This is a genomic window from Streptomyces sp. NL15-2K, from assembly GCF_030551255.1.
Taxonomy (GTDB): domain Bacteria; phylum Actinomycetota; class Actinomycetes; order Streptomycetales; family Streptomycetaceae; genus Streptomyces.
The window spans coordinates 6,329,050-6,354,100 of record NZ_CP130630.1 but is presented as its reverse complement, the minus strand read 5'-3'; the positions used below and the strand labels follow the sequence as shown (position 1 = coordinate 6,354,100).

General features: G+C 70.6%; 23 protein-coding genes. 10 read left to right on the top strand and 13 right to left on the bottom strand.

The window, feature by feature from the left end; translation table 11 throughout:
- Positions 1-37 precede the first annotated feature (37 nt).
- The 3 genes from Q4V64_RS28600 (at position 38) to Q4V64_RS28590 (ending at position 3,164) form a co-directional block, all read left to right on the top strand.
- Entirely contained in the window at positions 38-1,393 is a 1,356-nt protein-coding gene (locus Q4V64_RS28600; RefSeq protein ID WP_124440389.1) for an aspartate aminotransferase family protein, read from the top strand.
- 166 nt (positions 1,394-1,559) lie between these two features.
- Positions 1,560-2,261 (top strand): GntR family transcriptional regulator, encoded by a 702-nt coding sequence (locus Q4V64_RS28595; protein ID WP_124440390.1) that lies wholly within the window; start codon positions 1,560-1,562, stop codon positions 2,259-2,261.
- Positions 2,262-2,513: 252 nt separating this feature from the next.
- Positions 2,514-3,164 carry a hypothetical protein gene (locus tag Q4V64_RS28590; RefSeq protein ID WP_124440391.1) on the top strand — a complete coding sequence of 217 codons (651 nt, stop codon included), beginning with the start codon at positions 2,514-2,516 and terminating at the stop codon, positions 3,162-3,164.
- A gap of 72 nt (positions 3,165-3,236) precedes the next feature.
- Here Q4V64_RS28590 and Q4V64_RS28585 read toward each other — a convergent pair whose 3' ends face one another.
- From Q4V64_RS28585 to Q4V64_RS28570, 4 genes are all read right to left on the bottom strand, one after another.
- Positions 3,237-3,650: a hypothetical protein gene (locus Q4V64_RS28585; protein ID WP_095751371.1), complete on the bottom strand. Its 414-nt coding sequence runs from the start codon at positions 3,648-3,650 to the stop codon at positions 3,237-3,239.
- Positions 3,647-3,910 carry a hypothetical protein gene (locus Q4V64_RS28580; RefSeq protein WP_232108223.1) on the bottom strand — a complete coding sequence of 88 codons (264 nt, stop codon included), beginning with the start codon at positions 3,908-3,910 and terminating at the stop codon, positions 3,647-3,649. Before Q4V64_RS28580 ends, Q4V64_RS28585 begins: the two co-directional genes overlap by 4 nt.
- A gap of 130 nt (positions 3,911-4,040) precedes the next feature.
- Positions 4,041-4,487 carry a hypothetical protein gene (locus Q4V64_RS28575; protein ID WP_124440393.1) on the bottom strand — a complete coding sequence of 149 codons (447 nt, stop codon included), beginning with the start codon at positions 4,485-4,487 and terminating at the stop codon, positions 4,041-4,043.
- 1,958 nt (positions 4,488-6,445) lie between these two features.
- Positions 6,446-7,495 (bottom strand): LacI family DNA-binding transcriptional regulator, encoded by a 1,050-nt coding sequence (locus tag Q4V64_RS28570; RefSeq protein ID WP_124440399.1) that lies wholly within the window; start codon positions 7,493-7,495, stop codon positions 6,446-6,448.
- A gap of 249 nt (positions 7,496-7,744) precedes the next feature.
- On the opposite strand from Q4V64_RS28570, the gene Q4V64_RS28565 reads away from it, so the two are divergent.
- Entirely contained in the window at positions 7,745-9,664 is a 1,920-nt protein-coding gene (locus tag Q4V64_RS28565; protein ID WP_124440400.1) for a beta-L-arabinofuranosidase domain-containing protein, read from the top strand.
- Between the two features lie 18 nt (positions 9,665-9,682).
- On the top strand, positions 9,683-9,907 hold the full coding sequence (locus Q4V64_RS28560) for an RICIN domain-containing protein (protein ID WP_253266971.1): 225 nt from the start codon (positions 9,683-9,685) through the stop codon (positions 9,905-9,907).
- A gap of 106 nt (positions 9,908-10,013) precedes the next feature.
- Here Q4V64_RS28560 and Q4V64_RS28555 read toward each other — a convergent pair whose 3' ends face one another.
- Positions 10,014-11,297 (bottom strand): adenylosuccinate synthase, encoded by a 1,284-nt coding sequence (locus tag Q4V64_RS28555; RefSeq protein ID WP_124440401.1) that lies wholly within the window; start codon positions 11,295-11,297, stop codon positions 10,014-10,016.
- 202 nt (positions 11,298-11,499) lie between these two features.
- On the opposite strand from Q4V64_RS28555, the gene Q4V64_RS28550 reads away from it, so the two are divergent.
- On the top strand, positions 11,500-12,363 hold the full coding sequence (locus Q4V64_RS28550) for a diacylglycerol kinase family protein (protein WP_124440402.1): 864 nt from the start codon (positions 11,500-11,502) through the stop codon (positions 12,361-12,363).
- A gap of 25 nt (positions 12,364-12,388) precedes the next feature.
- Here the strand turns inward: Q4V64_RS28550 and eutC are convergent, their stop codons facing one another.
- Together eutC and Q4V64_RS28540 are read right to left on the bottom strand one after the other, a co-directional pair.
- A complete protein-coding gene (eutC, locus tag Q4V64_RS28545; RefSeq protein ID WP_124440403.1) occupies positions 12,389-13,144 on the bottom strand; it encodes an ethanolamine ammonia-lyase subunit EutC in 756 nt (251 codons plus the stop codon).
- On the bottom strand, positions 13,141-14,529 hold the full coding sequence (locus Q4V64_RS28540) for an ethanolamine ammonia-lyase subunit EutB (RefSeq protein ID WP_303712171.1): 1,389 nt from the start codon (positions 14,527-14,529) through the stop codon (positions 13,141-13,143). Before Q4V64_RS28540 ends, eutC begins: the two co-directional genes overlap by 4 nt.
- Positions 14,530-14,732: 203 nt before the next feature.
- Between Q4V64_RS28540 and Q4V64_RS28535 the strand changes: the two genes are divergently transcribed.
- A complete protein-coding gene (locus Q4V64_RS28535) occupies positions 14,733-16,244 on the top strand; it encodes an APC family permease (RefSeq protein ID WP_124440404.1) in 1,512 nt (503 codons plus the stop codon).
- 182 nt (positions 16,245-16,426) lie between these two features.
- On the opposite strand, the gene Q4V64_RS28530 is transcribed toward Q4V64_RS28535, so the two are convergent.
- A complete protein-coding gene (locus tag Q4V64_RS28530; protein ID WP_124440405.1) occupies positions 16,427-17,563 on the bottom strand; it encodes a glycosyltransferase in 1,137 nt (378 codons plus the stop codon).
- Between the two features lie 265 nt (positions 17,564-17,828).
- Positions 17,829-18,326: a MarR family transcriptional regulator gene (locus Q4V64_RS28525; protein WP_124440406.1), complete on the bottom strand. Its 498-nt coding sequence runs from the start codon at positions 18,324-18,326 to the stop codon at positions 17,829-17,831.
- A 112-nt stretch (positions 18,327-18,438) separates the two neighbouring features.
- Here Q4V64_RS28525 and Q4V64_RS28520 point away from each other — a divergent pair, with 112 nt between their 5' ends.
- Genes Q4V64_RS28520 through Q4V64_RS28510 form a run of 3 tightly spaced genes read left to right on the top strand, consistent with a single transcriptional unit; the run spans position 18,439 to position 21,222 of the window.
- Positions 18,439-19,350, top strand: a complete 912-nt coding sequence (locus Q4V64_RS28520) for an ABC transporter ATP-binding protein (protein ID WP_124440407.1) — start codon at positions 18,439-18,441, stop codon at positions 19,348-19,350.
- The gene (locus Q4V64_RS28515; protein ID WP_124440408.1) at positions 19,347-20,951 is read left to right on the top strand and encodes an ABC transporter permease; all 1,605 of its coding nucleotides are present in this window, start codon (positions 19,347-19,349) and stop codon (positions 20,949-20,951) included. The genes Q4V64_RS28520 and Q4V64_RS28515 overlap by 4 nt, the downstream gene beginning before the upstream one ends.
- A 46-nt stretch (positions 20,952-20,997) precedes the next feature.
- Positions 20,998-21,222 (top strand): hypothetical protein, encoded by a 225-nt coding sequence (locus Q4V64_RS28510; protein ID WP_172629219.1) that lies wholly within the window; start codon positions 20,998-21,000, stop codon positions 21,220-21,222.
- On the opposite strand, the gene Q4V64_RS28505 is transcribed toward Q4V64_RS28510, so the two are convergent.
- The 4 genes from Q4V64_RS28505 to Q4V64_RS28490 form a co-directional block, all read right to left on the bottom strand.
- Positions 21,206-22,423, bottom strand: coding sequence for a cytochrome P450 (locus tag Q4V64_RS28505; RefSeq protein WP_124440410.1), 1,218 nt, complete (start codon positions 22,421-22,423; stop codon positions 21,206-21,208). The genes Q4V64_RS28510 and Q4V64_RS28505 overlap by 17 nt on opposite strands.
- A 68-nt stretch (positions 22,424-22,491) precedes the next feature.
- Entirely contained in the window at positions 22,492-22,926 is a 435-nt protein-coding gene (locus Q4V64_RS28500) for a VOC family protein (protein ID WP_124440411.1), read from the bottom strand.
- Between the two features lie 54 nt (positions 22,927-22,980).
- Positions 22,981-23,646 (bottom strand): response regulator transcription factor, encoded by a 666-nt coding sequence (locus Q4V64_RS28495; protein ID WP_124440412.1) that lies wholly within the window; start codon positions 23,644-23,646, stop codon positions 22,981-22,983.
- A complete protein-coding gene (locus Q4V64_RS28490) occupies positions 23,643-24,980 on the bottom strand; it encodes a histidine kinase (protein WP_124440413.1) in 1,338 nt (445 codons plus the stop codon). The genes Q4V64_RS28495 and Q4V64_RS28490 overlap by 4 nt, the downstream gene beginning before the upstream one ends.
- Positions 24,981-25,051 lie beyond the last annotated feature (71 nt).

Below are 25,051 nucleotides of genomic sequence, written 5' to 3'. Positions count from 1 at the left end.
TACCGCGTCCGCATCCCGGACATTTACGCTCGGGCGCATGACCCCTCAGCCAAACCCCGAAGTCGGCGCCGCCGTGAAGGCCGCGGACCGTGCGCACGTCTTCCACTCCTGGTCCGCGCAAGAGCTCATCGACCCGCTCGCCGTCGCAGGCGCCGAGGGGTCGTACTTCTGGGACTACGACGGCAAGCGGTACCTCGACTTCACCAGCGGGCTCGTCTACACCAACATCGGCTACCAGCACCCGAAGGTCGTCGCCGCGATACAGGAGCAGGCCGCGACGCTGACCACCTTCGCGCCCGCCTTCGCGATCGAGGCCCGGTCGGAGGCGGCACGACTGATCGCCGAACGGACACCCGGCGACCTGGACAAGATCTTCTTCACCAACGCCGGTGCCGACGCCGTGGAGCACGCGGTACGGATGGCCCGGCTGCACACCGGGCGGCCGAAGGTGCTGTCGGCGTACCGCTCGTACCACGGCGGCACCCAGCAGGCGATCAACCTCACCGGTGACCCCCGCCGCTGGGCCTCCGACGGTGCCGCGGCCGGTGTCGTGCACTTCTGGGCGCCCTTCCTCTACCGCTCCCGCTTCTACGCCGAGACCGAGGAGCAGGAGTGCGCGCGAGCCCTTGAGCACCTGGAGACGACGATCGCCTTCGAGGGGCCGGGGACGATCGCCGCGATCATCCTCGAGACGATTCCGGGCACGGCCGGGATCATGATCCCGCCGCCGGGTTACCTCGCCGGGGTCCGCGAGATCTGCGACAAGTACGGGATCGTCTTCATCCTGGACGAGGTCATGGCCGGGTTCGGACGGACCGGTACGTGGTTCGCGGCGGATCTGTTCGACGTCGTACCGGACCTGATGACCTTCGCGAAGGGCGTGAACTCCGGGTACGTGCCGCTCGGCGGTGTCGCCATCTCCCCGGCGATCGCGGAGACCTTCGGCAAGCGGCCCTACCCGGGCGGGCTGACGTACTCCGGGCATCCGCTGGCGTGTGCGGCGGCCGTCGCGACGATCAACGTCATGGCCGAGGAGGGCGTCGTCGAGAACGCGGCGAACCTCGGCGCGTCCGTCGTCGAGCCGGCGCTGCGTGAGCTGGCCGAACGGCACCCTTCGGTGGGCGAGGTGCGGGGCGTCGGCATGTTCTGGGCCGTCGAGCTGGTGAAGAACCGGCAGACGCGGGAGCCGCTGGTGCCGTACAACGCGGCCGGTGACGCGAATGCCGCGATGGCCGCCTTCGGGGCCGCCGCGAAGAAGCAGGGGCTGTGGCCGTTCATCAACATGAACCGGACGCATGTCGTGCCGCCGTGCAACGTGAGCGAGGCGGAGCTGAAGGAAGGGCTGGCGGCGCTGGACGCGGCGCTGTCGGTGGCGGACGAGTACACGGAGTAGACGGCCGCGGGGCCGGGGCCGGACGAGCCGGTGGGTACGCCCGATTCAGGGAGGGCGTAAGTAGCAGGTACCGGGGCGACTCGAACGCGTAAGGTGGCGTGCTCGTAGACATATACGTGTACGTACGTGTACGCCACCCGATCGCGACGAGGGAGACGCCCCGACCATGCCCGGCACCAGCGGCAACGCCGCTGTGACCCGCAGCACCCTGCGGCAGCAGATCGCCGACGCGCTTCGCGACGAGGTGCTGGCCGGGCGGCTGCAACCGGGGCAGGAGTTCACGGTGAAGGAGATCGCCGAGCAGTACGGCGTCTCGGCGACGCCCGTGCGCGAGGCGCTGGTCGACCTGTCCGCGCAGGGGCTGCTGGAGGCCGACCAGCACCGGGGCTTCCGCGTGCACGAGTACTCCGTGGAGGACTTCCGGGGCATGCTCGACGCCCGCAGCCTGGTCATCGAGGGGATGTTCCTGGCGCTGGACAGCGGCCACAAGGGCTACCGGGACCTCGACGACCCCCGTACCGCCAACGCCGTCGCGGGAGTGCGCCGACGCGGCGAGGAGGCGCAGCGCGCGGCCGCCGCCGGTGACCTCACCGTCCTGATCGGCTACGACCTGCGCTTCTGGCGCGAGCTGAGCACCCAGTTCGGCAACCCCTACCTCGCCGACTTCCTGCAGCGGCTGCGCGTGCAGACCTGGGTGTGCACCGTGCAGCACCTGCGCCGGCTGACCGAACTGCGTGGCCGGCTGTGGTGCGGGTACACCGAGCTGGTGGACGCCCTCGCGTGCCGCGACACCGCGCGCGCCCGGTCGATCGTCGCCGAGTACAACGCGCACGCCCTGGCGCTGATCGAAGGGCTCGCCGCCGGGTGAGCGGAACGCGGTCGGGTATGGGACCTGCACGACTTGCGGCGCACTGTGCACGACCGCAGCGCGCTGATGGCCGTACCGATTACCCTGCCCTGACCACTGTCCTGACCGCATCTTCTGACCACTGTCCTGACCGCATGTTCCGACCCTGGTCCTGACCACATGTTCCGACCCCGGTCCTGACCACATGTTCTGACCACTGTCCTGACCCCTGTGACAACAACCGCGCGCCGCGAGTATCCGAGGAGCTGACCTTTGGCCTGTGACCTGTGGCTGGTGCCGCTTGTGGACGTGTTGTGCCACACCCCGGACAACCCGTTCGCCGAGGAACTCGCGCAGTACAACAAGGTGCTCGCCGAGGCCGGGCTCCCGCCGGTGCCGGTGTACCAGTACATGCCGGGACTGTCCGGCGAGGTCGCCCCGGTGGCGGGCTTCGACTACGACGCGCTGCACTTCCTGCGCCGCGCCTACCTGCTCCAGGTGTGCGGGCTGCCGGTGACGCCGGTGGACGAACTGGGCGGCGACTACGAGCAGTTGCTGGAGATGTTCGAGTCGACGGCCAAGCAGTCGCACCTCGTCTGGCACTACGACCACGCGGGCGCGTACGTCCCCGTCGACTTCCCGCACCCGCTCTCCAACGACGAACTCCTCGCGGGCGGCGGCCCGTTGGGCTCGTCCCAGACACTGTTGCGGGAACTGGAGTTCGTGGGCCCCTCGCTCGGCATCGACCCGGCCAACCCCCCGGCACCACCGGACGCTCCGCTGGGCCCCACGGAGCTGGAGGAGCCTGCCGTACCCGCTCCCTACGACCCCAGCCCCTTCTCCCGCGAGCGGCACGTGTGGCTGGGGCTGCATGCGGCGGCTACGCGGAGTCTGGCGCAGGGGTCGATGATCATCTTCAGCTGACGGGTACGCCTTCGGCCGAGGGGTCCGCAGTACGCGGGGAGGGCGCCCGCCGGGCGAGTGCCCTCACTCGGGTCAGCGCTGGTGAGGCAGCCTGATCGTGCGTACGAGCGGCATGTCGGCGTACCTGTCCGGGTCGACGGTCACGACGTGCCGACCGTCCGGCCAGTCGACCGTCGGCCGGGACAGGTGGATGGCGTGGCCGAGTCGCCACTCCACGCCGTCGCGCAGCAAGGCGCCCACCGTGGACGCACCCGCGAAGTCCAGCTCGACGATCTCGACGGCGGGCAGAGCGCCCACGTGCTCTGCGAGGCCCTTACGCATACCGTCCGCGGCCGCCAGACAGAGCGCGGGAACGTAGACGTGCCGTGTCGGCCCGTGCTCGGTGTTCGCGACGAACTGCGAGGCGAGCGAGTTCCCCGACCCCAGAGCCAGCAGGGCGGACTCGTCGAACACGACGCCGGTCGACCCCGGCCGTGCCGCACTCACAGGCTGTCCACGGGCCGACCGGCCTCAAGGTCCTGCCAGACCTTCTCCACCCTGTCGTGGTCCTCGTCCGTGAGCGTCACACCGAAGTGCGTCTCGCAGTACGCCTTGGTCTCCTCGTACCGCTTCCGCAACTCCTCCTGCGTGGGCGTGGCTCCGGCCAGCTCGGCGATCAGATCACGCATGGTCATGCCGCGCTCGCGGGCGAGCACCATGAGGCGGTCACGGACAGCGGGGTCGACCTTGACGGTGGTGTCAGCCATGACGGCAGTATACCTGCGGTATACCGTCTCGGCCCGTTCGAGCAATGCGGTCATCGCGTTCCTCTCGGTTGGGTTGACCCGACGACACGGGTGTGCGGCCGGGAGTCTTCGCGGGTCATCACGGGCGGGCCTACGCGGGCGCCGCCTGCCCCCTCGGCAGCGCACGGGCGATCCCGCCACCCGCCGCCCGCCACGCGGCCTCGCGGTACGCGGCGGCGCCGGGCCTGCGGAGCTCGGCCTCGACGGTCGTGACCGGCTCGGGCGCCCCCGCCCCGGAAGGGCGCTTGCGTTGCAGACGGTTCTCGACGATGGCGGCGGCCGAGTACAGGCGGCGCGGCAGCCCGTCGGTCAGGGCCGCCCGGATCTGGGCGCTGCCGGCGCCCGCCTCCCACCACTCCTCCACCAGCGGCGCGAGCCGCAACGCCTCGGCGGCGCCGGAGGGAGGTCCCTGCTCCCCGGTCATTTCTCCCGAAGGGAGATCGCCCGGCGAGGCGATCTCCGACTCGCCGGAGGCCAGGTTCCGGGCCTCTTGAGAATCACCCGTCGGTGGCTCGTCCTCGTACAGAGTGTCGAACACCTCGTAGACGGTGAAGAGTTGGCCCGTCTCTTCCGGATCTTGTGCACAACCCGCTGCAGATACCGGGATTCCTCCAGCTCATGCAGGGCGGCGGCGATCCGGGCCCGCCCCTCCTTGCGCCGGTCCGCGAGCGGGCGGATGGTGACGAGGGCCTCGTTCGGGAGGCTCAATAGGTACGTCAGTACGCCGACCGCACACCAGGAGATGCTCCGGTCGCGGAGGAGAGCGTTGGAGAAGACGGAAGAGGAGCGCGTGGGCGTCGTACGATGAATGCGCATTGGGAGCGCCAGCCTTCCTGGTGGGGCTGCCGCCCCTGGTGTCGAGCCCCCGGGTGTTGGCGCACCGCGGGGGCGTTTCTGTGCTGGCGTGACCCTATGGGCACACAGAGCGACGAACGCAAGCCGGAACCGGGGTTTCCCAGGCGGAAGTTCACGTTCTTCACTCCGTCGAGTGAAGGGCGGCACGCAGCGGAAGCGCGCGACGCGGTGGTCCGGGTTCGTGGGGCGTAACGCCAAGTCAGCGGCCAGGTGAGGCCGTTGAGAACCGTTGAGGACCGGGGCGCTGCAGAGTTCGCCTCACATGCCGCCCCGGCCCTCACGTACGCCACGAAGTGACCGTTGGCCACTCGCTTCTCGGCCAGTGTCGTGCTTCCACGACCCGAGTAAAGGGCGCTCCGCTGTCGCTCCGCGTCGGCTGCGCCGATGGCCCTTCGGGCCACCCTTGACTCGCCTCGCTCCAGCACGGGTGAGAAGCGAGCGAGCGGCCCGGAGGAGAGCGGGGGGCCAGGTGGGTGGGCCCTCGGGTCGGTTGAGGGGCGGGCCGGCATTCGGGGGCGCGATCGCGCCTCGCCAGCACGCCGGGTGGGCTCAGCGGCGAACGGTGAGTGGGCGGTAGCGGTGCGCGCTGGCTGGGTGGTGGCACGCCGGGCCGGCTTAGCGGCGAACGGTGAGTGGGCGGCTGGGTGGTGGCACGCCGGGCGGGCTCAGCGGCGTACGGCCGGTGGACGGCTGGCGGCGCGTCGGCCGGGTGGCGTCACGCCGGGCCGGCCCAGCCGATGGCGGCCCGCGAGGGTGGCTCGAGGAGTAATTGGCAGATCTGTTCCACCCCTGCGAGGGAAAACCCCAGCTCAGGTGACCGTGGGGGTGGAACAGATCTGCCAATTACTGGATCCGTGCCCGAGATATCCGACGGTGCGACCTGTCGTAGCCGCCGAGTCGGGCCGGAGGGGTCAGTCGGTCCCGCTGGTGCGCACTCTCGCATCGTCCACTGGGCCGCCATCCGCTGAGCCCTCGTCGCGATCGCCGCGATCGCCGCGCCCAGGCGTACCGCCACTCGCTGGCGCCTCCCTTCACCCACCGGCCATCAGTCGCCAAGCCGACCCGGCGTGCCCCCACCTGGCAGGTGCCCCCCACAGCCACCCACCGGCCGCCATCCGCTGAGCCCGCCCGGCGTGCCACCACCCAACCGACGCGCCCCCCAGCCGCCCACCGGCCATACGCCGCTAAGCCCACCCGGCGTACCCCACCCGGCCAGCGCGCACCGCCACCACCCACCCACCGCACGCCGCTAAGCCGGCCCGGCGTGCCCCCGCCCGGCCGGTGCGCCCCCACCAGCCGCCCACTCACCGTTCGCCGCTGAGCCCACCCGGCGTGCTGGCGAGGCGCGATCGCGCCCCCGAACCCCGGCCCACCCCCCCCAACCGACCCGAAGGGCCCACCCACCTGGCCCCCCGCTCTCCTCCGGGCCGCTCGCTCGCTTCTCACCCGTGCTGGAGCGAGCCGAGTCAAGGGTCGGCCGTAGGCCGATCGCCGAAGGCGACGCGGAGCGCCCTTTACTCGGGTCGCGGAAGCACGACACTGGCCGAGAAGCGAGTGGCCAACGGTCACGTCATCAGCAGGCGCCCGCTGAAGCCACCCCCTGAGCCAAACCCCGAGCAACCCCCTAAGCTGCCCCCACCCTCACGTCGACTCCCGCACCACCAACCGACACGGCACCGTATGCATCCCCGGCGCCGGGCCCTCCGCGTCGATCGCTTCCAGGAGCCGTAGTGCCGCGATGCGGCCGATCTCCGCGAGGCTCATGTCGATTGTGGTGAGGGGTGGGCGGGAGGCCAGGGCCATGGTGTCCCAGTTGTCGTAGCCGACGATCGCGATGTCGCCGGGGACGTTCACGCCGCGCTCGCGGAGTGTGTCCGCGACGCCTCGGGCTATCTGGTCGTTGCCGCAGAAGAACGCGTCCGTGTCCGGGGCCGTACGCAGGACCGCGTCGGCGGCGCGGCGGCCCCAGGCCTCGCTCCACTCGCCGAAGTGGACCCGGCCGGTGGACAAACCGAACCCCGCGCCTTCCAGGTGCTCCACCCCATGGCGGGCCCGGTCGCGGGCGGCGGCGTGGTGTTCGGGGCCGGTGACGTGGGCGAAGCGGGTGCGGCCGGCGGACAGGAGGTGTTCGACGGCCAGTTGGGCGCCGCCCCGGTCGTCGGAGACCACGGACGTGTCGGCCAGGTCCGTGGAGGGGGAGAGCGCGTAGACGACCGGGATCGCCTCCAGGCCGCTGATGCCGGTCAGCGGCGAGCGCGGGTCCGTGCGGCGACCGGTGACGATGATGCCGTCCACGCGGCGGTCGATGAGGTTGCGCAGGTGGTGCTGTTCCCGGATCGCGTCGCCGCGCGTGTCGCACAGCAGGACCGAGATCTTGCCGGCGCCGAGCGCGTCCTCGGCGCCGAGGAGCACCGGGGTGCTGAAGCGTCCGATGCCGTCCGTCGTCATCAGGCCGACCGTCCAACTGCGGCCGGTGTGCAGGCTCTGGGCGTGCTGGTTGGGGCGGAAGCCGAGCGTCGCCACGGCGTCCAGCACCCGCTGACGGGTTTCCGGGCGCATCCGTCCGCCGCCGTTGAGCGCCTTCGAGGCCGTGCCCACGCTGACGCCCGCGAGCGCGGCGACGTCGGCGAGACGGGCCCGGCCGGCGGGGGAAGAGCCTGGAGAGCCTGGAGCAGCTGCGGCTGACGTCACGAGCAAACCTTTTCCTTCTCGGCAGGAGTGCCCAACATCGTGGCACCCGCCGGGGGCGAGCGCCAGTCAGTGAGAAATCAGAAAAATATGCTGTCGCAGCCCTTGACCTGACTTGGCCGTTGCCCTCTACTTTCTCGTCAGGAAAACGGTTGCTCAAAAGCCGTTCCAGCCCCTTCCAGCCCCTTCCAGCTCGTTCCAGCCCCTTCCAGCTCAGTGCATCCCAGTGCATCCCAAGGCCCTCGGAGAACCATGCCCCGCACACACTCCGCCCTGCCCCCGACGGGCCCGGTCCGTCTCGGCCCGGACGCCCGCGCCGCGCTGCGGCCGGCCACCGCCGGCATCACCGCGGGCTTCTGGCACACCCGCCGCGAGGTCAACACACGTACCTCCCTCCCGCAGGGCCCCGAACTGCTGGAGTCCGCGGGCAATCTGCACAACCTGCGGCTCGCGGCGGGCACGGCCGAGGGTGAGTTCCAGGGCGCGTACCCCTTCGTGGACACCGACGTCTACAAGTGGCTGGAGGCCGCCTCCTGGCAGCTCGCCCAGGAGCCCGCCGGGGACCTCCGCGCCCACGTCGACCGGCTCATCGCCCTCGTCGCCGAGGCCCAGCAGCCCGACGGCTACCTCAACACCTGGTTCCAGGTGGTCAAGGGCGGCGAGCGGTACCAGGACCTGCGGTGGGGGCACGAGCTGTACTGCGCGGGGCATCTGATCCAGGCCGCCGTGGCACATCACCGGGCCACGGGACGGCCCGAACTCCTCGATGTGGCCCGGAAGTTCGCCGATCATGTCGATTCCGTCTTCGGTCCGCCCGGGAGTGGGAAACCCATCGACGGCATCGACGGGCACCCCGAGATCGAGACCGCCCTCGTCGAGCTCCACCGCGAGACCGGCGAGCGCCGCTACCTCGACCTCGCCGCCTACTTCGTCGACCGGCACGGCCACGGACTGCTCGGCGGCGAGGCCTACTGCCAGGACCGCGTCCCCGTCCGCGAGGCCACGAACGTCGAGGGTCACGCCGTACGACAGCTGTACCTGCTGGCCGCGGCCGCCGATCTCGCCACCGAGACCGGGGACGAGGAACTCCGGGCCGCTGCCGAACGGTTGTGGCACGCCATGGCCACCACGAAGACCCACCTCACCGGCGGGCTCGGCGCCCACCACTCCGGGGAGGACTTCGGCGACCCGTACGAGCTGCCCAACGAACGCGCCTACTGCGAGACCTGTGCCGCCATCGCCTCCGTCCAGTGGAGCTGGCGCATGGCCCTGCTCACCGGCGAGGCCCGCTACTCCGACCTGATCGAGCGCACCCTCTACAACGGTTTCCTGGCCGGGGTGTCGCTGGACGGCGAGCGCTGGCTGTACGTCAACCCGCTCCAGATCCGCGACGGGCACACCGACCCCGGCGGCGACAAGTCGGCCCGCCGCACCCGCTGGTTCCGCTGCGCCTGCTGCCCGCCGAACGTCATGCGGCTGCTGGCCTCCCTGGAGCACTACCTGGCGAGCAGCGACGACGACGGACTGCAGATCCACCAGTACGTCACCGGCCGGTACGAAAGCGACCTCGCCGTCATCGGTGCCGAGACCGACTACCCCTGGCACGGCACCATCGCCCTCACCGTCGAGGACACCCCGACCGACCGCCCCTGGACGCTCTCCCTGCGCATCCCGCAGTGGTGCCGGGAGTTCCGGGTGCGGTGCGGGGAGGAGACGTACGACGGTCCCGTCGCCGACGGCTGGCTGCGCCTGCACCGCACCTGGGCCCCCGGAGACAAGGTCGTCCTGGAGCTCGCCCTCGAACCCCGCCTCACCACCGCCGATCCCCGCGTGGACGCCGTACGCGGCTGCGTGGCCATCGAACGCGGGCCCCTCGTCCACTGCCTGGAAGGGGCCGACCACCCCGGCGGCGGCCTGGACGACATCGTGATCGACACCACCCGCCCGCTCGCCGTGAAGCACCGCCCGGACCTGCTGGGCGGCGTCACCACGGTCGTGGCGGCGGGCAGGCGGCGGGGCGTCCCGGACGCGGGCTGGTGGCCGTACGGCCCCGCCGACGACGCAAGCCCCCGCCGACAGGACGGCGAACTCGTCGAGCTGACCGCCATCCCCTACTACGCGTGGGCCAACCGCGAGAACGGCAGCATGCGCGTCTGGCTGCCCACCTCCTGAAGCCCCCTGTCCGACACCATGAGTACGGCCGACGGCGCCAAGGCCCTGATCTGGGGCGACAACGGCACCGCCGACCACGTCTGGCAACTGATCCCGGCCCGCGACGGCTTCTACAAGATCGCCAACTACAACAGCGGGCTGCTGCTGGGCGTGGACCAGATGAGCACCTCCCCCGGCGCCCAGGTCCTCCAGTGGAGCGACAACGGCACCGCGGACCACCTGTGGAGGCTGACGTCACGCTAGCCCCGTAGAGACACCTGTGTCCCTGGCCGATGTCGGCGGCCAGGGGCACAGGCATGTCATGAAGTTGTCCGCGACGGGACGAACGAGTCGCTGACCCGGCCTGTCCCTAGACGAACGAGTTGATCTCGATCGTCTCGTCCCGCCCCGGACCGACACCGATCGCGGAGATCGGAGCGCCGGACATCTCCTCCAGCGCCTTGACGTAGTCCTGGGCGTTCTTCGGCAGGTCGGCGAAGGTCTTCGCCTTCGTGATGTCCTCCGACCAGCCCGGGAGGGTCTCGTAGACCGGCTTCGCGTGGTGGAAGTCGCTCTGCGAGTACGGGAGCTCCTCGACGCGCTTGCCGTCGATCTCGTAGGCCACGCAGACCGGGATCTCCTCCCAGCCGGTGAGGACGTCGAGCTTGGTGAGGAAGAAGTCGGTGAGGCCGTTGACGCGGGTGGCGTAACGGGCGATCACCGCGTCGAACCAGCCGCAGCGACGGTCACGGCCGGTGGTGACACCCCGCTCGCCACCGATCCTCCGCAGCGCCTCGCCGTCCTCGTCGAAGAGCTCCGTCGGGAACGGACCCGCGCCGACACGGGTCGTGTACGCCTTCAGGATGCCGATGACCCGGCTGATCTTCGTCGGGCCGACGCCCGCGCCGGTGCACGCACCGCCCGCCGTGGGGTTGCTGGACGTCACGAAGGGATACGTGCCGTGGTCGATGTCGAGGAGCGTGCCCTGGCCGCCCTCGAAGAGGACGACCTTGTCCTGCTCCAGCGCCTGATTGAGCACGAGCACCGTGTCGGCGACGTACGGCTCGATCTTCGCGGCGTAGCCCAGCAGCTCCTCGACCACCTGGTCGACGGCGATCGCGCGCCGGTTGTACAGCTTGGTGAGTATCTGGTTCTTGACGTCGAGGGCGGCTTCGACCTTCTGGGTCAGGATCGACTCGTCGTACAGGTCCTGCACGCGAATCCCGACGCGGTTGATCTTGTCGGCGTAGGTCGGGCCGATGCCCCGCCCCGTCGTGCCGATCTTCCTCTTGCCGAGGAAGCGTTCCGTCACCTTGTCGACGGTCACGTTGTACGGCGTGATGATGTGAGCGTTTCCACTGATCAGGAGCTTGGACGTGTCGACGCCACGCTCGTTCAATCCGCTCAGCTCGGAGAGCAGGACCGACGGATCGACGACGACGCCGTTACCGATCACCGGGGTGCACCCCGGGGAGAGGATTCCGGAAGGGAGGAGGTGGAGGGCATACTTCTGATCACCCACGACTACCGTGTGGCCGGCGTTGTTGCCGCCCTGGTAGCGCACCACATAGTCCACCGAGCCACCGAGCAGGTCGGTTGCCTTTCCCTTGCCTTCGTCACCCCACTGAGCACCGAGCAGCACAAGTGCGGGCACGCGCGTACACCCCTTCCGGGCGGGGCATGTCCAAGGTCAGAGGCGTACGCGACACTTGCCTGTGCCTCGCACAGCGTGTTTCGTACACCGGCGACCTTCGTTGGCCGCGACCCGTCGGACCGGATGCCCCGGAATAGACGAAGCCCCTGGCGCAATAGCGCAAGGGGCTCTTGCACAAAGATGCTACCCGAGGAAGCGAGGCATGACCGAGGTGGCGACTTTCGCGACGTCCGATCAGTTGCTGGTGGTGATCGATCCGGTCGCCCGGCGGGCGGACGGAGAGGCCGTCCGGATCGCGAAAGACGTGCTCAGCGCGGGTGCGGCGCATACGAAGGTGTGCCTGCCGGACGGCCCGGAAGAATTTGCCCGGGCGCTGGCCCGGCGGGGCTCACGGCGGCCGGTGGTGGTCGGCGACGACCGGGCGCTGGTCCGGACGGTGTCTCTGCTGCACCGGCAGCGGGAGCTGGCGGAGTGTGCGCTGTCGGTGGTGCCGGTCGGGGCCGCGCTGTCGCTGGCGCGGTCGCTGGGGGTGCCGACGGGGGCGGTGGCGGCGGCGCGGGCGGTCCTGGACGGGGTGGAGCGGCGGCTGGACCTGCTCGTGGACGACAGTGACGGGGTGGTGCTGGGCGCGCTGCGGATTCCGCCGGTGTCTGCTCAGACGGCGCCGGATGCTTCGCCGGACGGCCCTTCCGCGCGTCCCTGGCTGCGGACGTGCCAGTCCCTCGTACGCACGCTGGTGCCGGCGCGGCCCGCGCGGGAGGACGTCGTCACCGGCCCCGGCCCCTCCCGGCTGCGGGTGGAGGTCGACGGGGTGACGCTGGTGGATCTGGGCCAGCCGCTGGAGACGGTGTCGGTGACGCCGGGGGCCTCCGGGGTGGTCGAGGTGGAGATACGGCCGGCGTCGGTGGGCGCGGAGGCGTCGCCGGTGCGGGCGGCCGGGAAGACGGTGACCGTGGTGGGGGCGGATTTCCGGTACCACTCGGATGCGGGGGTGGCCGGGCCGGTACGGAGGCGGACGTGGACGGTCTGGGAGGCCGCGTGGGGCCTCACGTTGCCCTCCTCTTGACGAGGCAGTGATTGGCCCGGGCCGGCTACGTCAGCGCCGTCGGGGCGTCCGAGTCGTCCTTCAGGGCGACGCCGGTACGGCGCAGCTCGCGCGCCCTCCCCATCAACCCCGCCAGCTTCGCCGCCGCCGTCTCGTACGGCAGCCCCAGCGGCGGCCGGATGTTGGACAGGCAGTTGCGGTCGGCGTCCGTCGTCGTGCCGGGGCGGGGGCCGTACGTCAGGTAGGCGCCGAGTGAGTCCGCCGCCGACATGCCGGGCCGTTCCCCGACCAGGACCACCACCATCGCCGCCCCCATCGCGTGCGCGACGTCGTCGCCGAGGGCCACGCGGGCCTGTTCGGCGAGGACCACAGGGGCGATGCTCCAGGACGCCAGCCGCGCCACCGTCTCCCGGACCACCGCCGCCGCGTGCTCGTGCACGGCTCGGCTCGACAGCCCGTCCGCGATCACGAACACCGCGTCCCACTCCCCCACCGGCAGATGCGCGCGGTCCGTGGCATCCAGCCGCCGCCCCAGGTCGGGGCGCTGGAGGTACGTGAGCCGGTCGGGAGCCGCGCTGCGGACCCGTACCGTCGGCATCCCGGTGAGCTCCGCCGCGACCGCGTCCGGCTCGAACGGTGAGTGCACCGCGTCCCGCGCCGCAGCGTGCGCGGCCTGGAGTTCAAGGCGGTGCCGGGTCGGCAGGGCGGAACCCGCGCGGCCGAGGCCGATGCGGGCCTGGGTGTGGCGGCGCAGGGCCGACCAGAGGGCCAGGTCGCCCGTAGGGGCAGGTAGTTGAGTCATGCCGCCACTTCCCGTCCGATCGCCGTCAGCGGATGCGAGGTGACCTCGCGGATACCGCCGCGTTCGTCCAGCAGCCCGATCGACGCGAGCCACGCCTCGAACTCCGGTGCCGGGCGCAGCCCCAGCACCTGCCGCAGGTACAACGCGTCGTGGTACGAGGCCGACTGGTAGTTGAGCATGATGTCGTCGCCCCCCGGCGTGCAGATCACGAAGGACGCGCCGGCCACGCCCAGCATGGTGAGCATCGTCGCCACGTCGTCGTCATCGGCGTCCGCGTGGTTCGTGTAGCAGATGTCCAGGCCCATCGGCAGGCCGAGCAGCTTGCCGCAGAAGTGGTCCTCCAGGGCGGCGCGCAGGATCTGCCGGCCGTCGTAGAGGTACTCGGGGCCGATGAAGCCGACCACGGTGTTCACCAGGAGCGGGTCGTAGCGGCGTGCCACCGCGTACGCCCTCGCCTCCACCGTCTGCTGGTCCACCCCGTGGTGGGCGTCTGCGGAGAGGGCGCTGCCCTGGCCCGTCTCGAAGTACATGGCCTGCGAGCCCACCGTGCCCCGCCCGAGCGCCCGCACCGCCTCGTGCGCCTCGTCCAGCAGGGACAGCGTGACGCCGAAGGAGGCGTTCGCCGCCTGCGTCCCCGCGATGGACTGGAAGACGAGGTCCACCGGAGCACCCCGCTCCATCAGGTCCACGCTCGTCGTCACATGGCACAGCACGCACGACTGCGTCGGGATCGCGTACCGCGCGATCACTCCGTCCAACAGCTCCAGCAGCTGCCGTACCGCCTTGGGGCTGTCCGTGGCCGGGTTGATGCCGATGACCGCGTCGCCGGAGCCGAGCAGCAGGCCGTCGAGCAGCGCGGCCGCCACACCCGCCGGGTCGTCGGTGGGGTGGTTGGGCTGGAGGCGGGTCGCCAGCCGTCCCGGCAGACCGATCGTCGAGCGGAAGGCGGTCACGACCCGCACCTTGCGGGCCACCGCGACCAGATCCGCGTTGCCCATCAGCTTGGACACCGCCGCCACCATCTCCGGTGTCAGCCCGGGCGCCAGCGCGGCCAGCGCCGTCGCGTCCGCCGCCTCCGACAGCAGCCACTCCCGCAGCTCGCCGACCGTCATGCCGGCCACCGGCGCGAAGGCCGCCGTGTCGTGCGTGTCGAGGATCAGCCGGGTCACGTCGTCTGTCTCGTACGGGATCACCGGCTCGGCCAGGAACGTGGCGAGCGGCACCTCCGCCAGCGCCCAGCGCGCCGCGACCCGCTCCTGCGCCGACGAAGCCGCGAGCCCGGCGAGCCGGTCGCCGGAGCGCTCGGGGCTCGCGGCGGCGAGCAGGCGGGCGAGGGAGTCGAAGCGGTGGCGCTCGCCGCCGAGGGTGGAGGTGTAGGCGCTCATGGCGGCGACGCTACGAGACGCGCCGGGGCCCGGTCCACGGACCGCCGGAGAGTTAACAAGAGCGTTCGCCGCACGCGTTTTCTAAAGGTCTGGTTGACAAACATTTAACGCCTCGCAACCCTTGACCGACTCATTCGGGAGACAGAGTTCCGGTCCAGCGGCAGTGTGTGCAGCGATCACGGCAACCAGGAAGGGGCCACCCGATGGCAGTACAGGAGGGCGTCGCCCCCGAGGGGAAGACGGGCGGCGAGGCGACCGTCCACCGGCTCAAGCCCAACGCCGTGGGCCTGCTCGGGGTGGTCTTCATGGCCATCGCGACCGCCGCGCCGATCACCGCGATGACCGGCAACGTGCCCTTCATCGTGTCGTCCGGCAACGGCATCGGCGCCCCGGCGAGCTACCTCGTCGCAATGGTCGTACTGGGAATCTTTTCCGTCGGCTTCACGTCGATGGCGAAGCACATCACCTCCACCGGCGCCTTCTACGGCTTCATCTCCTACGGCCTCGGCCGCACCGTGGGTCTGGCCTCCGGACTCCTCGCGACCTTCGCGTACGTCGTCTTCGAGCCGGCCCTGATCGGCATCTTCTCGGTCTTCGCGACGACGACCCTGGAGGACCAGACCGGGCTGAGCGTGCCGTGGTGGCTGTTCGCGGCGCTGATGCTCGGGATCAACGCGATGGGCACCTGGTTCGGTATCTCCGTCGCCGAGAAGGTGCTCGTGGTGCTGCTGGCCACCGAGGTCCTCATCCTCGGCCTGATGGCCGGGTCCGTGGCCCTGCACGGCGGCGGCCCGGACGGCTTCACCTTCGGCCCCGTCAACCCGGTCAACGCCTTCCAGGGCACCTCCGCCGGACTCGGCCTCTTCTTCGCCTTCTGGTCGTGGGTCGGCTTCGAGTCGACGGCGATGTACGGCGAGGAGTCCCGCGACCCGAAGAAGATCATCCCCAAGGCGACGATGATCTCGGTCCTGGGCGTCGGCGTCTTCTACGTCTTCGTCTCCTGGATGGCCATCACGGGCAACGGCGAGAAGGAGGCCGTGGCGGCCGCCTCCTCCGCGAACCCCCTGGCCTTGTTCTTCAACCCGACCGAGCAGTACGTCGGCCACTGGGCGGTCGTCGTCATGCAGTGGCTGATGATCACCGGCTCGCTGGCCTGCGGCATGGCCTTCCACAACTGCGCCTCCCGCTACATGTACGCGCTGGGCCGCGAGGGAGTCCTGCCGTCGCTGAAGAACACCATCGGCCGTACGCACGCCAGTCACGGCTCCCCGCACATCGCAGGTCTGGTCCAGACGATCGTGAGCGGGGTGCTGCTCGCCGCGTTCTGGATCGCGGGCAAGGACCCGTACACCGGTACGTACGTCCTGCTCGCCATCCTCGGCACCATGGCGATCCTCGTCGTCCAGGCGGTGTGCTCCTTCGCGGTACTGGCGTACTTCCGCTCGCACCACCCCGAGAGCCGGCACTGGTTCAGGACGTTCGTCGCCCCGCTGGTGGGTGGGGTGGCCATGCTCGCGGTCGTCGTCCTGCTGGTGTCCAACATGAGCGCGGCGGCCGGCCCGGAGTCCGGCTCCCTGGTGCTGAAGGCGACGCCGTGGCTGGTGGCGCTGGTCGCGGCGGTGGGCATCGGGTACGCGCAGTACCTCAAGCGGCGCGACCCGTCCCGGTACGCGCTGCTCGGGCGGACGGTGTTGGAGGAGACGAAGGAGCGGTAGTCGTACGGCAACTGGCGGGCTGGTCACCGGCGCGGGCGGGATGCTGGGCCAGGACGTCCTGGCCCAGCTCGCCCTGTGTGGGTGATGGCCCGCAAGCGCGTGCCCGCGCCCTCTGCGAGGACAAGGGCTTTCATTTCCTGCATTCCCTGGTGGTCGACGGGTCGACGACCTGATGCGGCTGTCTATCGCGCAAGAGCGGCGGCGAGTTGTTCGGCGACATCCGGGGAGCTGTCGTACTCGGCGATCTGCGCGGCGATCTTCTCGGCGGCATCGCGGTAATCCCGCTCAGCCAGAACCTCGCGCACCGCCTCGGCCACCCGCTCCGGGGCCACTCCACCGAGCGGGAAGGAGATGCCCGCCCCGGCAGCGGCCACACGTTCGGCCTGAATGGGTTGGTCCGCTCCCTGCGGTACCACGACCATCGGGATGCCCAGGCACAGCGCGCCGAGAACGGTGCCCGCGCCCCCGTGCGTCAGCACGACATCGACATCCTGCAGCAGTTCGACGAACGGCTTGTATGCCGCGAACTCCAGCCTGTCCTCGGCGTCCACGGCGAACTCCTCCGGCACGGAGGAAAGGAGAGTGACACGCACGTCGACGTCCTGCTCGAGCAGCGCACGCAGCAGAGGACCGACGGCCTGCGATGATGAGAACACCGTTCCGAAGGACACCAGGACACGCGGGCGGCGGTCGCCACGCTGCGTCCTCGCCGGCACCTCCTGGCCCGGCTTCCGGTGCGGCTCAGGACGCAGGGCGATCCTGCCCTCGGGCGCTTCCCAGCCCGGCCGTTGGAGTGCGGGAGGGCAGGTGTCCAGGTACCAGCGCGCCGGTGCGTACGCCAGTCCGCGTGCCTTGTAGCGGCTGCGGACACGAGCCGTCGTGGCCTCGACCGTCTCGGGCAGCATCGCGACGCCGAAGGCCAGTGAGGCGGCCGGAACTCCGAGAACCGCTCCCACCAAGGGGCCGATGAAATCGAAGTGTTCGGAGAGGATCAGGTCCGGCTCCCAGGCGCGCGCCTGGGCCAGCGCGTCATCGATGGTCAGATCGACACGCGCACTGGCGAAAAGCTCCGCCTCCGTCTCGACGGTGGGGCCCTGCTCCATCAGGTCATGCCCGGTAGTCCGCAGAACCTCTTTGAACATCGCCTCCAGCTCGGGGCCTGCCGGAAGGAACTCGATTTCCTCATCAGCGACGAACGGTACCGCGCTGGAACCGGTTACGAGAGCAACGTTGTCGCCACGCTCCCGAAAGGCTCGGGCCAGGGGCAACAGGGGGATGAGGTGGCCGGCCAGCGGAGTGCTGGACAGAAGTACGCGCATGAATCTTTGTTCTTTCTGATCCAAGAGTGCGACGAAAATCCCTCGCATAAGATCGAGGCCTTCGAGGGCTCGACACCGAAACACTACGATGGTGCCGCAACAATTAAGTGATCACTTCGAACGACCGAGGTGGAGATACCGTGAGCAGGATTCACCACCGTCGCCATGGCGAGACATTAGTGCCGGGCCAGGAATTATATTCACTCACCAGTAACACGGGCGATGCCATTGCCGCCGCCTCCGGCGGGGGGTTTCGCATTACGGGTCAGTCCCGGCCGAACATCCTGTCCCGGTGTACGCGCCAGCGCTCCATCATGGCCTCGACCTCACCCTCGACGAACTCGAAGAAGGCGAGGGTCTCCGCCAGCCGACGGCCCGCCGGGGAGTCCGCGCCCAGGCTGGTGACGCCCTCGCGCAGGGCGTCCTCCCAGCGCTTGATGATCGCGTTGCGGTTGGTGAGCGCCTCGTACCACTGGTCGCTGTGCACCCGGTACCGCTCCCGGCGCGAGCCGGGCTCACGCTCGCGCGAGACCATGTGGACCTGTGCCAGGTAGCGCACCGCCCCGGAGACGGCCGCGGGGCTGATCCGCAGCTGTTCGCCCAGTTCGGCGGAGGTCAGGGTGCCGGCGTCGGAGGCGAGCAGCGCGGCGAAGACCCGGGCGGGCATGCGCGGCAGGCCGGCCTCGACGAGCTGAGCCGCGAAGTGCTCCACGAAGCGCGAGACCGCCTCCGTGTCCCGTCCGGCCCCGGCTGCTTCCGTCATGCCCCGATCATCTCCCCTGCCCGCCCTGCTCAGACCCCGGTCACGAGTCTATCCGTCATTTTGACGCTTCCTTAACTTCACAAATTTCTGAAAGAAGCGTACGTTCTGAAGCATGACCAAGGCAATGACCGTCTCCGGACTGCACAAGTCGTTCGGCAGCACGCACGCCCTCGACGGCCTCGACCTGGACGTCGAAACCGGTGAGGTCCACGGCTTCCTGGGCCCGAACGGCGCCGGCAAGTCCACCGCCATCCGCGTCCTGCTCGGCCTGCTACGCGCCGACTCGGGCGCCGCGCAGGTACTCGGCCGCGATCCGTGGACGGACGCGGTGGAGGTGCACCGCAGGATCGCTTACGTCCCCGGCGACGTGACGCTGTGGCGCAACCTCTCCGGCGGCGAGGTCATCGACCTCTACGGCCGTCTGCGCGACGGCGGACTCGACAAGAAGCGCCGGGCCGAGCTGATCGAGCGGTTCGAGCTGGACCCGACGAAGAAGGGCCGCACGTACTCCAAGGGCAACCGGCAGAAGGTCGCCCTGGTCGCCGCCTTCGCCTCGGACGTCGACCTGCTGATCCTGGACGAGCCGACCTCGGGCCTGGACCCGCTGATGGAGGAGGTCTTCCAGCGGTGTGTGGAGGAGGAACGGGACCGGGGCCGGACGATCCTGCTGTCCTCGCACATCCTCAGTGAGGTCGAGGAGCTCTGCGACCGCGTCAGCATCATCCGCAAGGGCCGCACCGTCGAGACCGGTTCCCTCGCCGACCTGCGCCACCTGACCCGCACGAGCGTCACCGCCGAACTCGCCGGCGCCCCCAACGGGCTGTCCCGTCTCCCCGGCGTCCACGACCTCGACGTCCAGGGCAACCGGGTCCGGCTCCAGGTCGACACCGACAAGCTGGACGCCGTACTGCGCTCGCTCAGCGAGTCCGGCGTGCGGTCGCTGACGTCGACGCCGCCGACGCTGGAGGAACTGTTCATGCGGCACTACCAGGAGGACGTACGGGAGAAGGTGGCCGCACGATGACCGCCACGGCCTTCGGCGTACGGCCCGCGAGCTCCCGCCAACTGGCCGGTACCGGCACCCTGCTGCGCTTCGCCCTGCGCCGCGACCGCGCGATGATCCCGGTCTGGGTCGCGGTGAACGCGCTGATGGTCCTCTCCATGCCGAACACCCTGAAGGGCCTGTACGGCACGGCCGCCGAACGCGCCGACCTGTTGCGGCAGATGGAGACCAACGCCTCGCTGCGTGCCATGGTCGGCCCGGTCTTCGGTGACTCGCTCGGCGCGCTGACCGCCTGGCGCGTCGGCATCTACGCGGGCGCGCTGGCGGCCGCGATGAGCCTGCTCATCGTCGTACGGCACACCCGGGACGAGGAGGAGAGCGGCCGCCAGGAGCTGGTGGCGTCGGGGATGGTGGGCCGCCGGGCCTCCCTGACGGCGGCCCTGCTCACGGCGGGGGGCGCGAACGCCGTACTGGCGCTGCTGCTGACCGCCGGGCTGGCCGGCCAGGGAGCCTCGGGCGCGCTGGCGCTCGGGCTCGGGATCGCCGGTCTGGGCATGGTGTTCGCGACGATGGCGGCGATCGTCGCCCAGCTCACCGAGAGCGCGCGCCTGGCCCGCGGGCTGACGGCGGCGGTGCTCGGCGCCGCGTTCGTGCTGCGCGCGGCGGGCGACTCGGCGACCGACGACGGCTCGTCGGTACTGACCTGGCTGTCCCCGCTCGGCTGGCTGGAGAACCTGCGCGCGTACGCGGACGAGCGCTGGTGGGTGCTGCTGCTGTTGGTGGCGGCGGTGGTGGCCCAGGGCGCCGTGGCCTACGCGCTCGCCGGGCGCCGGGACATCGGCATGAGCTTCCTGCCGACCCGGCCGGGACCGGCGTTCGGCCGCCTGGCGTCGGCGGGGGCGCTGGCCTGGCGGCTGCAGCGGGGCAGCGTGCTCGGCTGGAGCATCGGCTTCTTCCTCGCCGGGGTCGTCTACGGCGGACTGACCGACGGCGCCGCCGACCTCGTCGGCGACAACGACAACGCCCGCCAGATCATCGAACGGATGGGCGGCCGGGCGGGGCTCACGGACTCGTTCCTGTCCGCGATGATCGGCATGCTCGGCCTGGTCGCCGCGCTCTACATCGTCGCCTCGGTGCTACGACTGCACGGCGAGGAGACGTCCGGGCGGGCGGAACCTGTGCTGGCCAACGCGGTGGGCCGACTGCGGTGGGCCGCCGGGCATCTGGCGGTGGCTTTCGGCGGGACCGTGCTGATCATGCTGCTCGCCGGTCTCGGCTTCGCCGTGGGCTACGGCAAGGAGGCCGGGCCGATCCTCGGGGCGTGCCTCGTGCAGGTCCCGGCCGTATGGGCCATCGGCGGGCTGGCGGTGCTGCTGCACGGACTGCTGCCCCGGGCGGCGATGGCGGCCTGGGGTGTCGCGGGGGCGGTGCTGCTGATCGGCTGGGTCGGGCCCGCGCTGGACGTTCCGCAGGCGGTGCTGGACGTGTCGCCGTTCGGACATCTGCCCAAGCTGCCGGGCGGAGGGATGCAGTGGGGCCCGGTGCTGACCCTTCTTCTCGTGGCGCTCGCGCTGACCGGGGTGGGACTGGCGGGGCTGCGGCGGCGGGACATGACGACGTGACCGGCGGGCGGAACCCCATGGCGGCCTGCGCTCGTCCATGCCAGGCATGGGACAACGTTTGCAGGCCGCCGGAGGATGTCTGACCGCCGCCGTCGGCGCCGGCGCGGGGCTCGCGGTGTGGTCCCTCGACGTACGGGAGCGCATCTGGCGCTTCGAGCAGGCACCCGACTGGAGCGTGCTCTACGCCGAGTTGCCGCTGATGATCCTGGGCGGCATCGCCGCCTCCCTCGGGTGCTGGGCGCTGTTCCAGCACCTCAGACCTCGACGCTGAGCCCCTCCAGCCCCCGGATCACGAAGTTCGGCTTGCGCCGCGGCTCGGCCGCCAGACTCAGTGTCGGCGCCCGCTCCAGCAGGGCCGTCATCGACGCGGCCAGCTCGATACGGGCCAGCGGCGCGCCGATGCAGTAATGGATGCCCGCGCTGAAGGAGATGTGCGGGTTGTCCTCGCGGGTCAGGTCGAGCCGACGGGGGTCGGCGAAGACCTCGGGGTCGTGGTTGGCGGAACCGAAGAGCATCGCGATCTCCGCACCCCTCGGGATCGTCGTGCCGTCGATCTCGATCTCGTCCAGGACCCAGCGCTCGAACAGCTGGAGCGGGGTGTCGTAGCGCATGAGCTCTTCGACGGCGGACGGGATCAGCGAGTGGTCGGCGCGGAGAGACGCCAGCTGCCCGGGGTTGCGGAACAGCGCCCACCACCCGTTCACCGTCGCGTTGACCGTCGCCTCGTGCCCCGCGTTCAGCAGCAGCACACAGGTCGAGATCATCTCCTGCTCGGTCAGCCGGTCACCCTCGTCGTGCGCCGCGATCAGCCCCGAGATCAGATCCTCACCCGGCTTCTTACGGCGCTCGGCGATCAGCTCCTTCAGATACTCCGAGAACTCGACCGAGGCCCGCACCGCCCGCGCCGCCACCTCCTGCGACGGATTCAGCTCGTACATCCCGCAGATGTCCGCCGACCAGGGACGCAACGGCGCCCGGTCCGACTCCGGGATCCCCAGCATCTCGGCGATCACCGCGACCGGCAGCGGCTCGGCGACGTCGGTCAGCAGGTCCCCGCCGCCCGCCTCCACCAAGGCGGCCACCAGGTCGTTCGCGAGCCCGTGGACGTACGGCTTCAGCTGCTCCACCGTGCGCGGAGTGAACGCCTTCGACACCAGACGCCGGATCCGGGTGTGATCCGGCGGCTCGAGATCGAGCATCCCGTGATCGTTGAGCGTATGGAACGGCTCATGCTCCGCCGCCGGCGCCGTCCGCCCGAAGTCCTCGTGCGTGAACCGGTGCTGGTAAGTCCGGCCGAGGCGGCGGTCCCGCAGCAGCGCCGAGACGTCCGCGTGGTGCGGGACCAGCCACTGGTTCGTGGGTTCGTAGTAGTGGACCCGGCCGTGAGCGCGCAGTTCGGCGTACGCGGGGTACGGGTCGGCGACGAACGCCGGGTCCCACGGGTCGAACGCGAGGTCGGAAACAGCTGCCATGCACGGACGCTAGCCTGCCGACGTCCTCGCTGACCAGGGGCGTCCTGTCGCTGTCGCTGTCCCTGCCCCTAGTCGCTGGCGAAATCCGGGAGCGTGATCGTGCCGTCCTCGGCGAGGGGGAATCCGGGGTTGTGGGCGATCTCCCAGGCGTGGCCGTCCGGGTCGGTGAAGGCGCTGGAGTAGAAGCCGACGGCGTTGACGGCCGCGGGCTTGGTGATGGTGCCGCCTGCCCGCTCCGCGGCGGCGAGCAGTGCGTCGACCTCCGCGTCGGATCGGACGTTGTGCGCCAGGACGATGCCGTCGAAACCGCCCGTCGGGCCGGGCTCCAGGCCGCAGTCCCTGGCGAGTTTGTCGCGGCTCCAGAGGACCAGTCCGAGGCCGCCCGCCTGGAAGAAGACGGTCTCCTCGACTTCCTGGCCGCGCCAGCCCAAGGCCTCGTAGAAGGCCTTTGCACGGGCCGGATCGGAAACGCCCAGCGTGATCAACGTGATGCGCTGTTCCATGCCCTCACCGTACTTCTCCCCCCACGCCCCGGCCGTGCGGACCGCGCGGACCGCTCAGCCCGGTGTGACCAGTCGTGCCTCGTACGCGAACACCGCGGCCTGCGTGCGATCCCTGAGGCCGAGCTTCACCAGGACCCTGCTGACGTGTGTCTTGATCGTCGACTCGGCCACCACCAGACGCTCCGCTATCTCCGCGTTGGACAGGCCCTGTGCGATCAGGACCAGTACCTCCGTCTCCCGCTCGGTCAGGTCTCCGTACGCCGCCTGCGCGGTGGGCGGGAGGCGTGGTGTGGTGGACATTTTGGAGAACTCGGTGATCAGCCGTCTGGTCACCGAGGGTGCCAGCAGCGCCTCTCCGGAGGCCACCACCCTTACGCCGTCGGCGAGTTGGCGGGCCGAGGCGTCCTTGAGGAGGAAGCCGGAGGCTCCCGCCCTGAGCGCCTGGTACACGTACTCGTCGAGGTCGAAGGTGGTGAGCACCAGCACCTTGGCCGCTCCGTCCGCGGCGACGATCTCCCGGGTCGCCTCGATGCCGTTCAGCTCGGGCATGCGGATGTCCATCAGGACCACGTCGGGGGCGAGCTCGCGAACGCGGTCGACCGCCTCGCGGCCGTTGACGGCCTCGCCCACGACCTCGATGTCCGGCATCGCGTTCAGCAGGACCGAGAAGCCCTCGCGCACCATCATCTGGTCGTCCGCGATCAGGACGCGGATGGTCATGCCTCACCCTCGCTCACACCGGTCACCGGCAGGAACACCGCCACCTCATAGCCTCCCTCGTCCGTCGGGCCCGCCGTCATCTCGCCGTTCAGCATGGAGACGCGCTCCCGCATGCCGGTGATGCCGTGCCCCGCTCCGGGCGAGGGCTTCAGCAGGGCCGGCGCGGGCGGCGGGCCGTTGACTATGCGCAGGCCCAGGCCGCCGAGGACGTAACCGATCTCGACGCGGGCGCTCGCGCCGGGCGCATGCCGCAGGGTGTTGCTCAGCGCCTCCTGGACTATGCGGTACGCCGACAGCTCGACGCCCTGCGGGAGTTCCCGCACCGCTCCGGTCATCACCTTCTCGGCGCTCAGGCCCGTGTCCCGCACATTGGTGAGCAGACCGTCCAGGTCGGCGAGGGTGGGCTGCGGGGCGTCCGGGGCCTCGTAGTCCTCGGCGCGGACGACGCCCAGGACGCGACGCAGCTCGGTGAGGGCCGCGACCGCGTTCTCCCGGATCGTCACGAAGGCGCGCTCCAGCTCCGGCGGCGGGTTCTCCACCCGGTAGGGGGCGGCCTCCGCCTGGATGGCGACGACCGACATGTGGTGCGCGACCACGTCGTGCAGCTCGCGGGCGATCGTGGTGCGCTCCTCCAGGAGCGTGCGGCGGGAGCGCTCGTGCGCGGTCACCGTCTGCTGAGCGGTCACCTCCTGCTCGGCCGCGCGACGGATGTGCCAGACGGCGACGCAGAGCAGGATCAGTGCGGAGACGACCAGCATGGAGGCGGTGTTGGTGCCGTCGTAGTGGCCCGAGCCGAACAGCGTCTCCGCGAGGATGCCGTACGCCGCGGTCAGCGCCCACATCCACCCGGCCGTGCGCGGCCTGGTGCGCACGGCCACCACCGTCAGCACTGTCAGATGGCAGGCGAAGCTGCCCGCCAGCCAGGGCCACTCGCCCCACTGGTCGCCGAACAGGAGAGAGAACGGGGTCGCCGCCATCGACAGCCAGAACGCTCCGACCGGCCGGGCCATGGTCAGCAGGATCGGGATCACGGCGAGCGGGCCGAGCATCAGGCCCAGGCCTTGGTCGACGGTGGCGATGAACAAGGCGAACAAGGCGGCCGTGGCGATCACGGCGTGCGGCGTCCAGACCGCGTACTCCCGCAGACGCGCGGGCAGCCGCCTGGTCAGCGGGCCGTCGCCGCGCAAGCGAGGGAGCGGGCGGTAGGCGAAGGCGTCGTGGAACAGGTCCTGCCGCAGCCCGCGCAGGGCGTCCGCGGCCAGCCGGAACTCCGGGCTGCGCGACTTGGCTCCGTCGCCCGGCGGCGTGGTGTGGATCTGGGTCGTCTCGGTCACGTACAGAACGGTAGGCGGGGAAGGGGGTCGCGGTCGTCACCAGTGAGACGGGTCATTCGGCGTCCCTCTCA

What these genes read in the sequence shown, in the direction of transcription:
- Q4V64_RS28595 (WP_124440390.1), top strand. Translation starts at nt 1,560, where the DNA reads ATGCCCGGCACCAGCGGCAACGCCGCTGTGACCCGCAGCACCCTGCGG.
- Q4V64_RS28525 (WP_124440406.1), bottom strand. Translation starts at nt 18,326, where the DNA reads ATGACGGAAGCAGCCGGGGCCGGACGGGACACGGAGGCGGTCTCGCGC.
- Q4V64_RS28520 (WP_124440407.1), top strand. Translation starts at nt 18,439, where the DNA reads ATGACCAAGGCAATGACCGTCTCCGGACTGCACAAGTCGTTCGGCAGC.
- Q4V64_RS28600 (WP_124440389.1), top strand. Translation starts at nt 38, where the DNA reads ATGACCCCTCAGCCAAACCCCGAAGTCGGCGCCGCCGTGAAGGCCGCG.
- Q4V64_RS28510 (WP_172629219.1), top strand. Translation starts at nt 20,998, where the DNA reads ATGGGACAACGTTTGCAGGCCGCCGGAGGATGTCTGACCGCCGCCGTC.
- Q4V64_RS28530 (WP_124440405.1), bottom strand. Translation starts at nt 17,563, where the DNA reads ATGCGCGTACTTCTGTCCAGCACTCCGCTGGCCGGCCACCTCATCCCC.
- Q4V64_RS28495 (WP_124440412.1), bottom strand. Translation starts at nt 23,646, where the DNA reads ATGACCATCCGCGTCCTGATCGCGGACGACCAGATGATGGTGCGCGAG.
- Q4V64_RS28505 (WP_124440410.1), bottom strand. Translation starts at nt 22,423, where the DNA reads ATGGCAGCTGTTTCCGACCTCGCGTTCGACCCGTGGGACCCGGCGTTC.
- Q4V64_RS28515 (WP_124440408.1), top strand. Translation starts at nt 19,347, where the DNA reads ATGACCGCCACGGCCTTCGGCGTACGGCCCGCGAGCTCCCGCCAACTG.
- Q4V64_RS28535 (WP_124440404.1), top strand. Translation starts at nt 14,733, where the DNA reads ATGGCAGTACAGGAGGGCGTCGCCCCCGAGGGGAAGACGGGCGGCGAG.
- Q4V64_RS28560 (WP_253266971.1), top strand. Translation starts at nt 9,683, where the DNA reads ATGAGTACGGCCGACGGCGCCAAGGCCCTGATCTGGGGCGACAACGGC.
- Q4V64_RS28500 (WP_124440411.1), bottom strand. Translation starts at nt 22,926, where the DNA reads ATGGAACAGCGCATCACGTTGATCACGCTGGGCGTTTCCGATCCGGCC.
- Q4V64_RS28580 (WP_232108223.1), bottom strand. Translation starts at nt 3,910, where the DNA reads ATGGCTGACACCACCGTCAAGGTCGACCCCGCTGTCCGTGACCGCCTC.
- Q4V64_RS28565 (WP_124440400.1), top strand. Translation starts at nt 7,745, where the DNA reads ATGCCCCGCACACACTCCGCCCTGCCCCCGACGGGCCCGGTCCGTCTC.
- Q4V64_RS28550 (WP_124440402.1), top strand. Translation starts at nt 11,500, where the DNA reads ATGACCGAGGTGGCGACTTTCGCGACGTCCGATCAGTTGCTGGTGGTG.
- eutC (WP_124440403.1), bottom strand. Translation starts at nt 13,144, where the DNA reads ATGACTCAACTACCTGCCCCTACGGGCGACCTGGCCCTCTGGTCGGCC.
- Q4V64_RS28540 (WP_303712171.1), bottom strand. Translation starts at nt 14,529, where the DNA reads ATGAGCGCCTACACCTCCACCCTCGGCGGCGAGCGCCACCGCTTCGAC.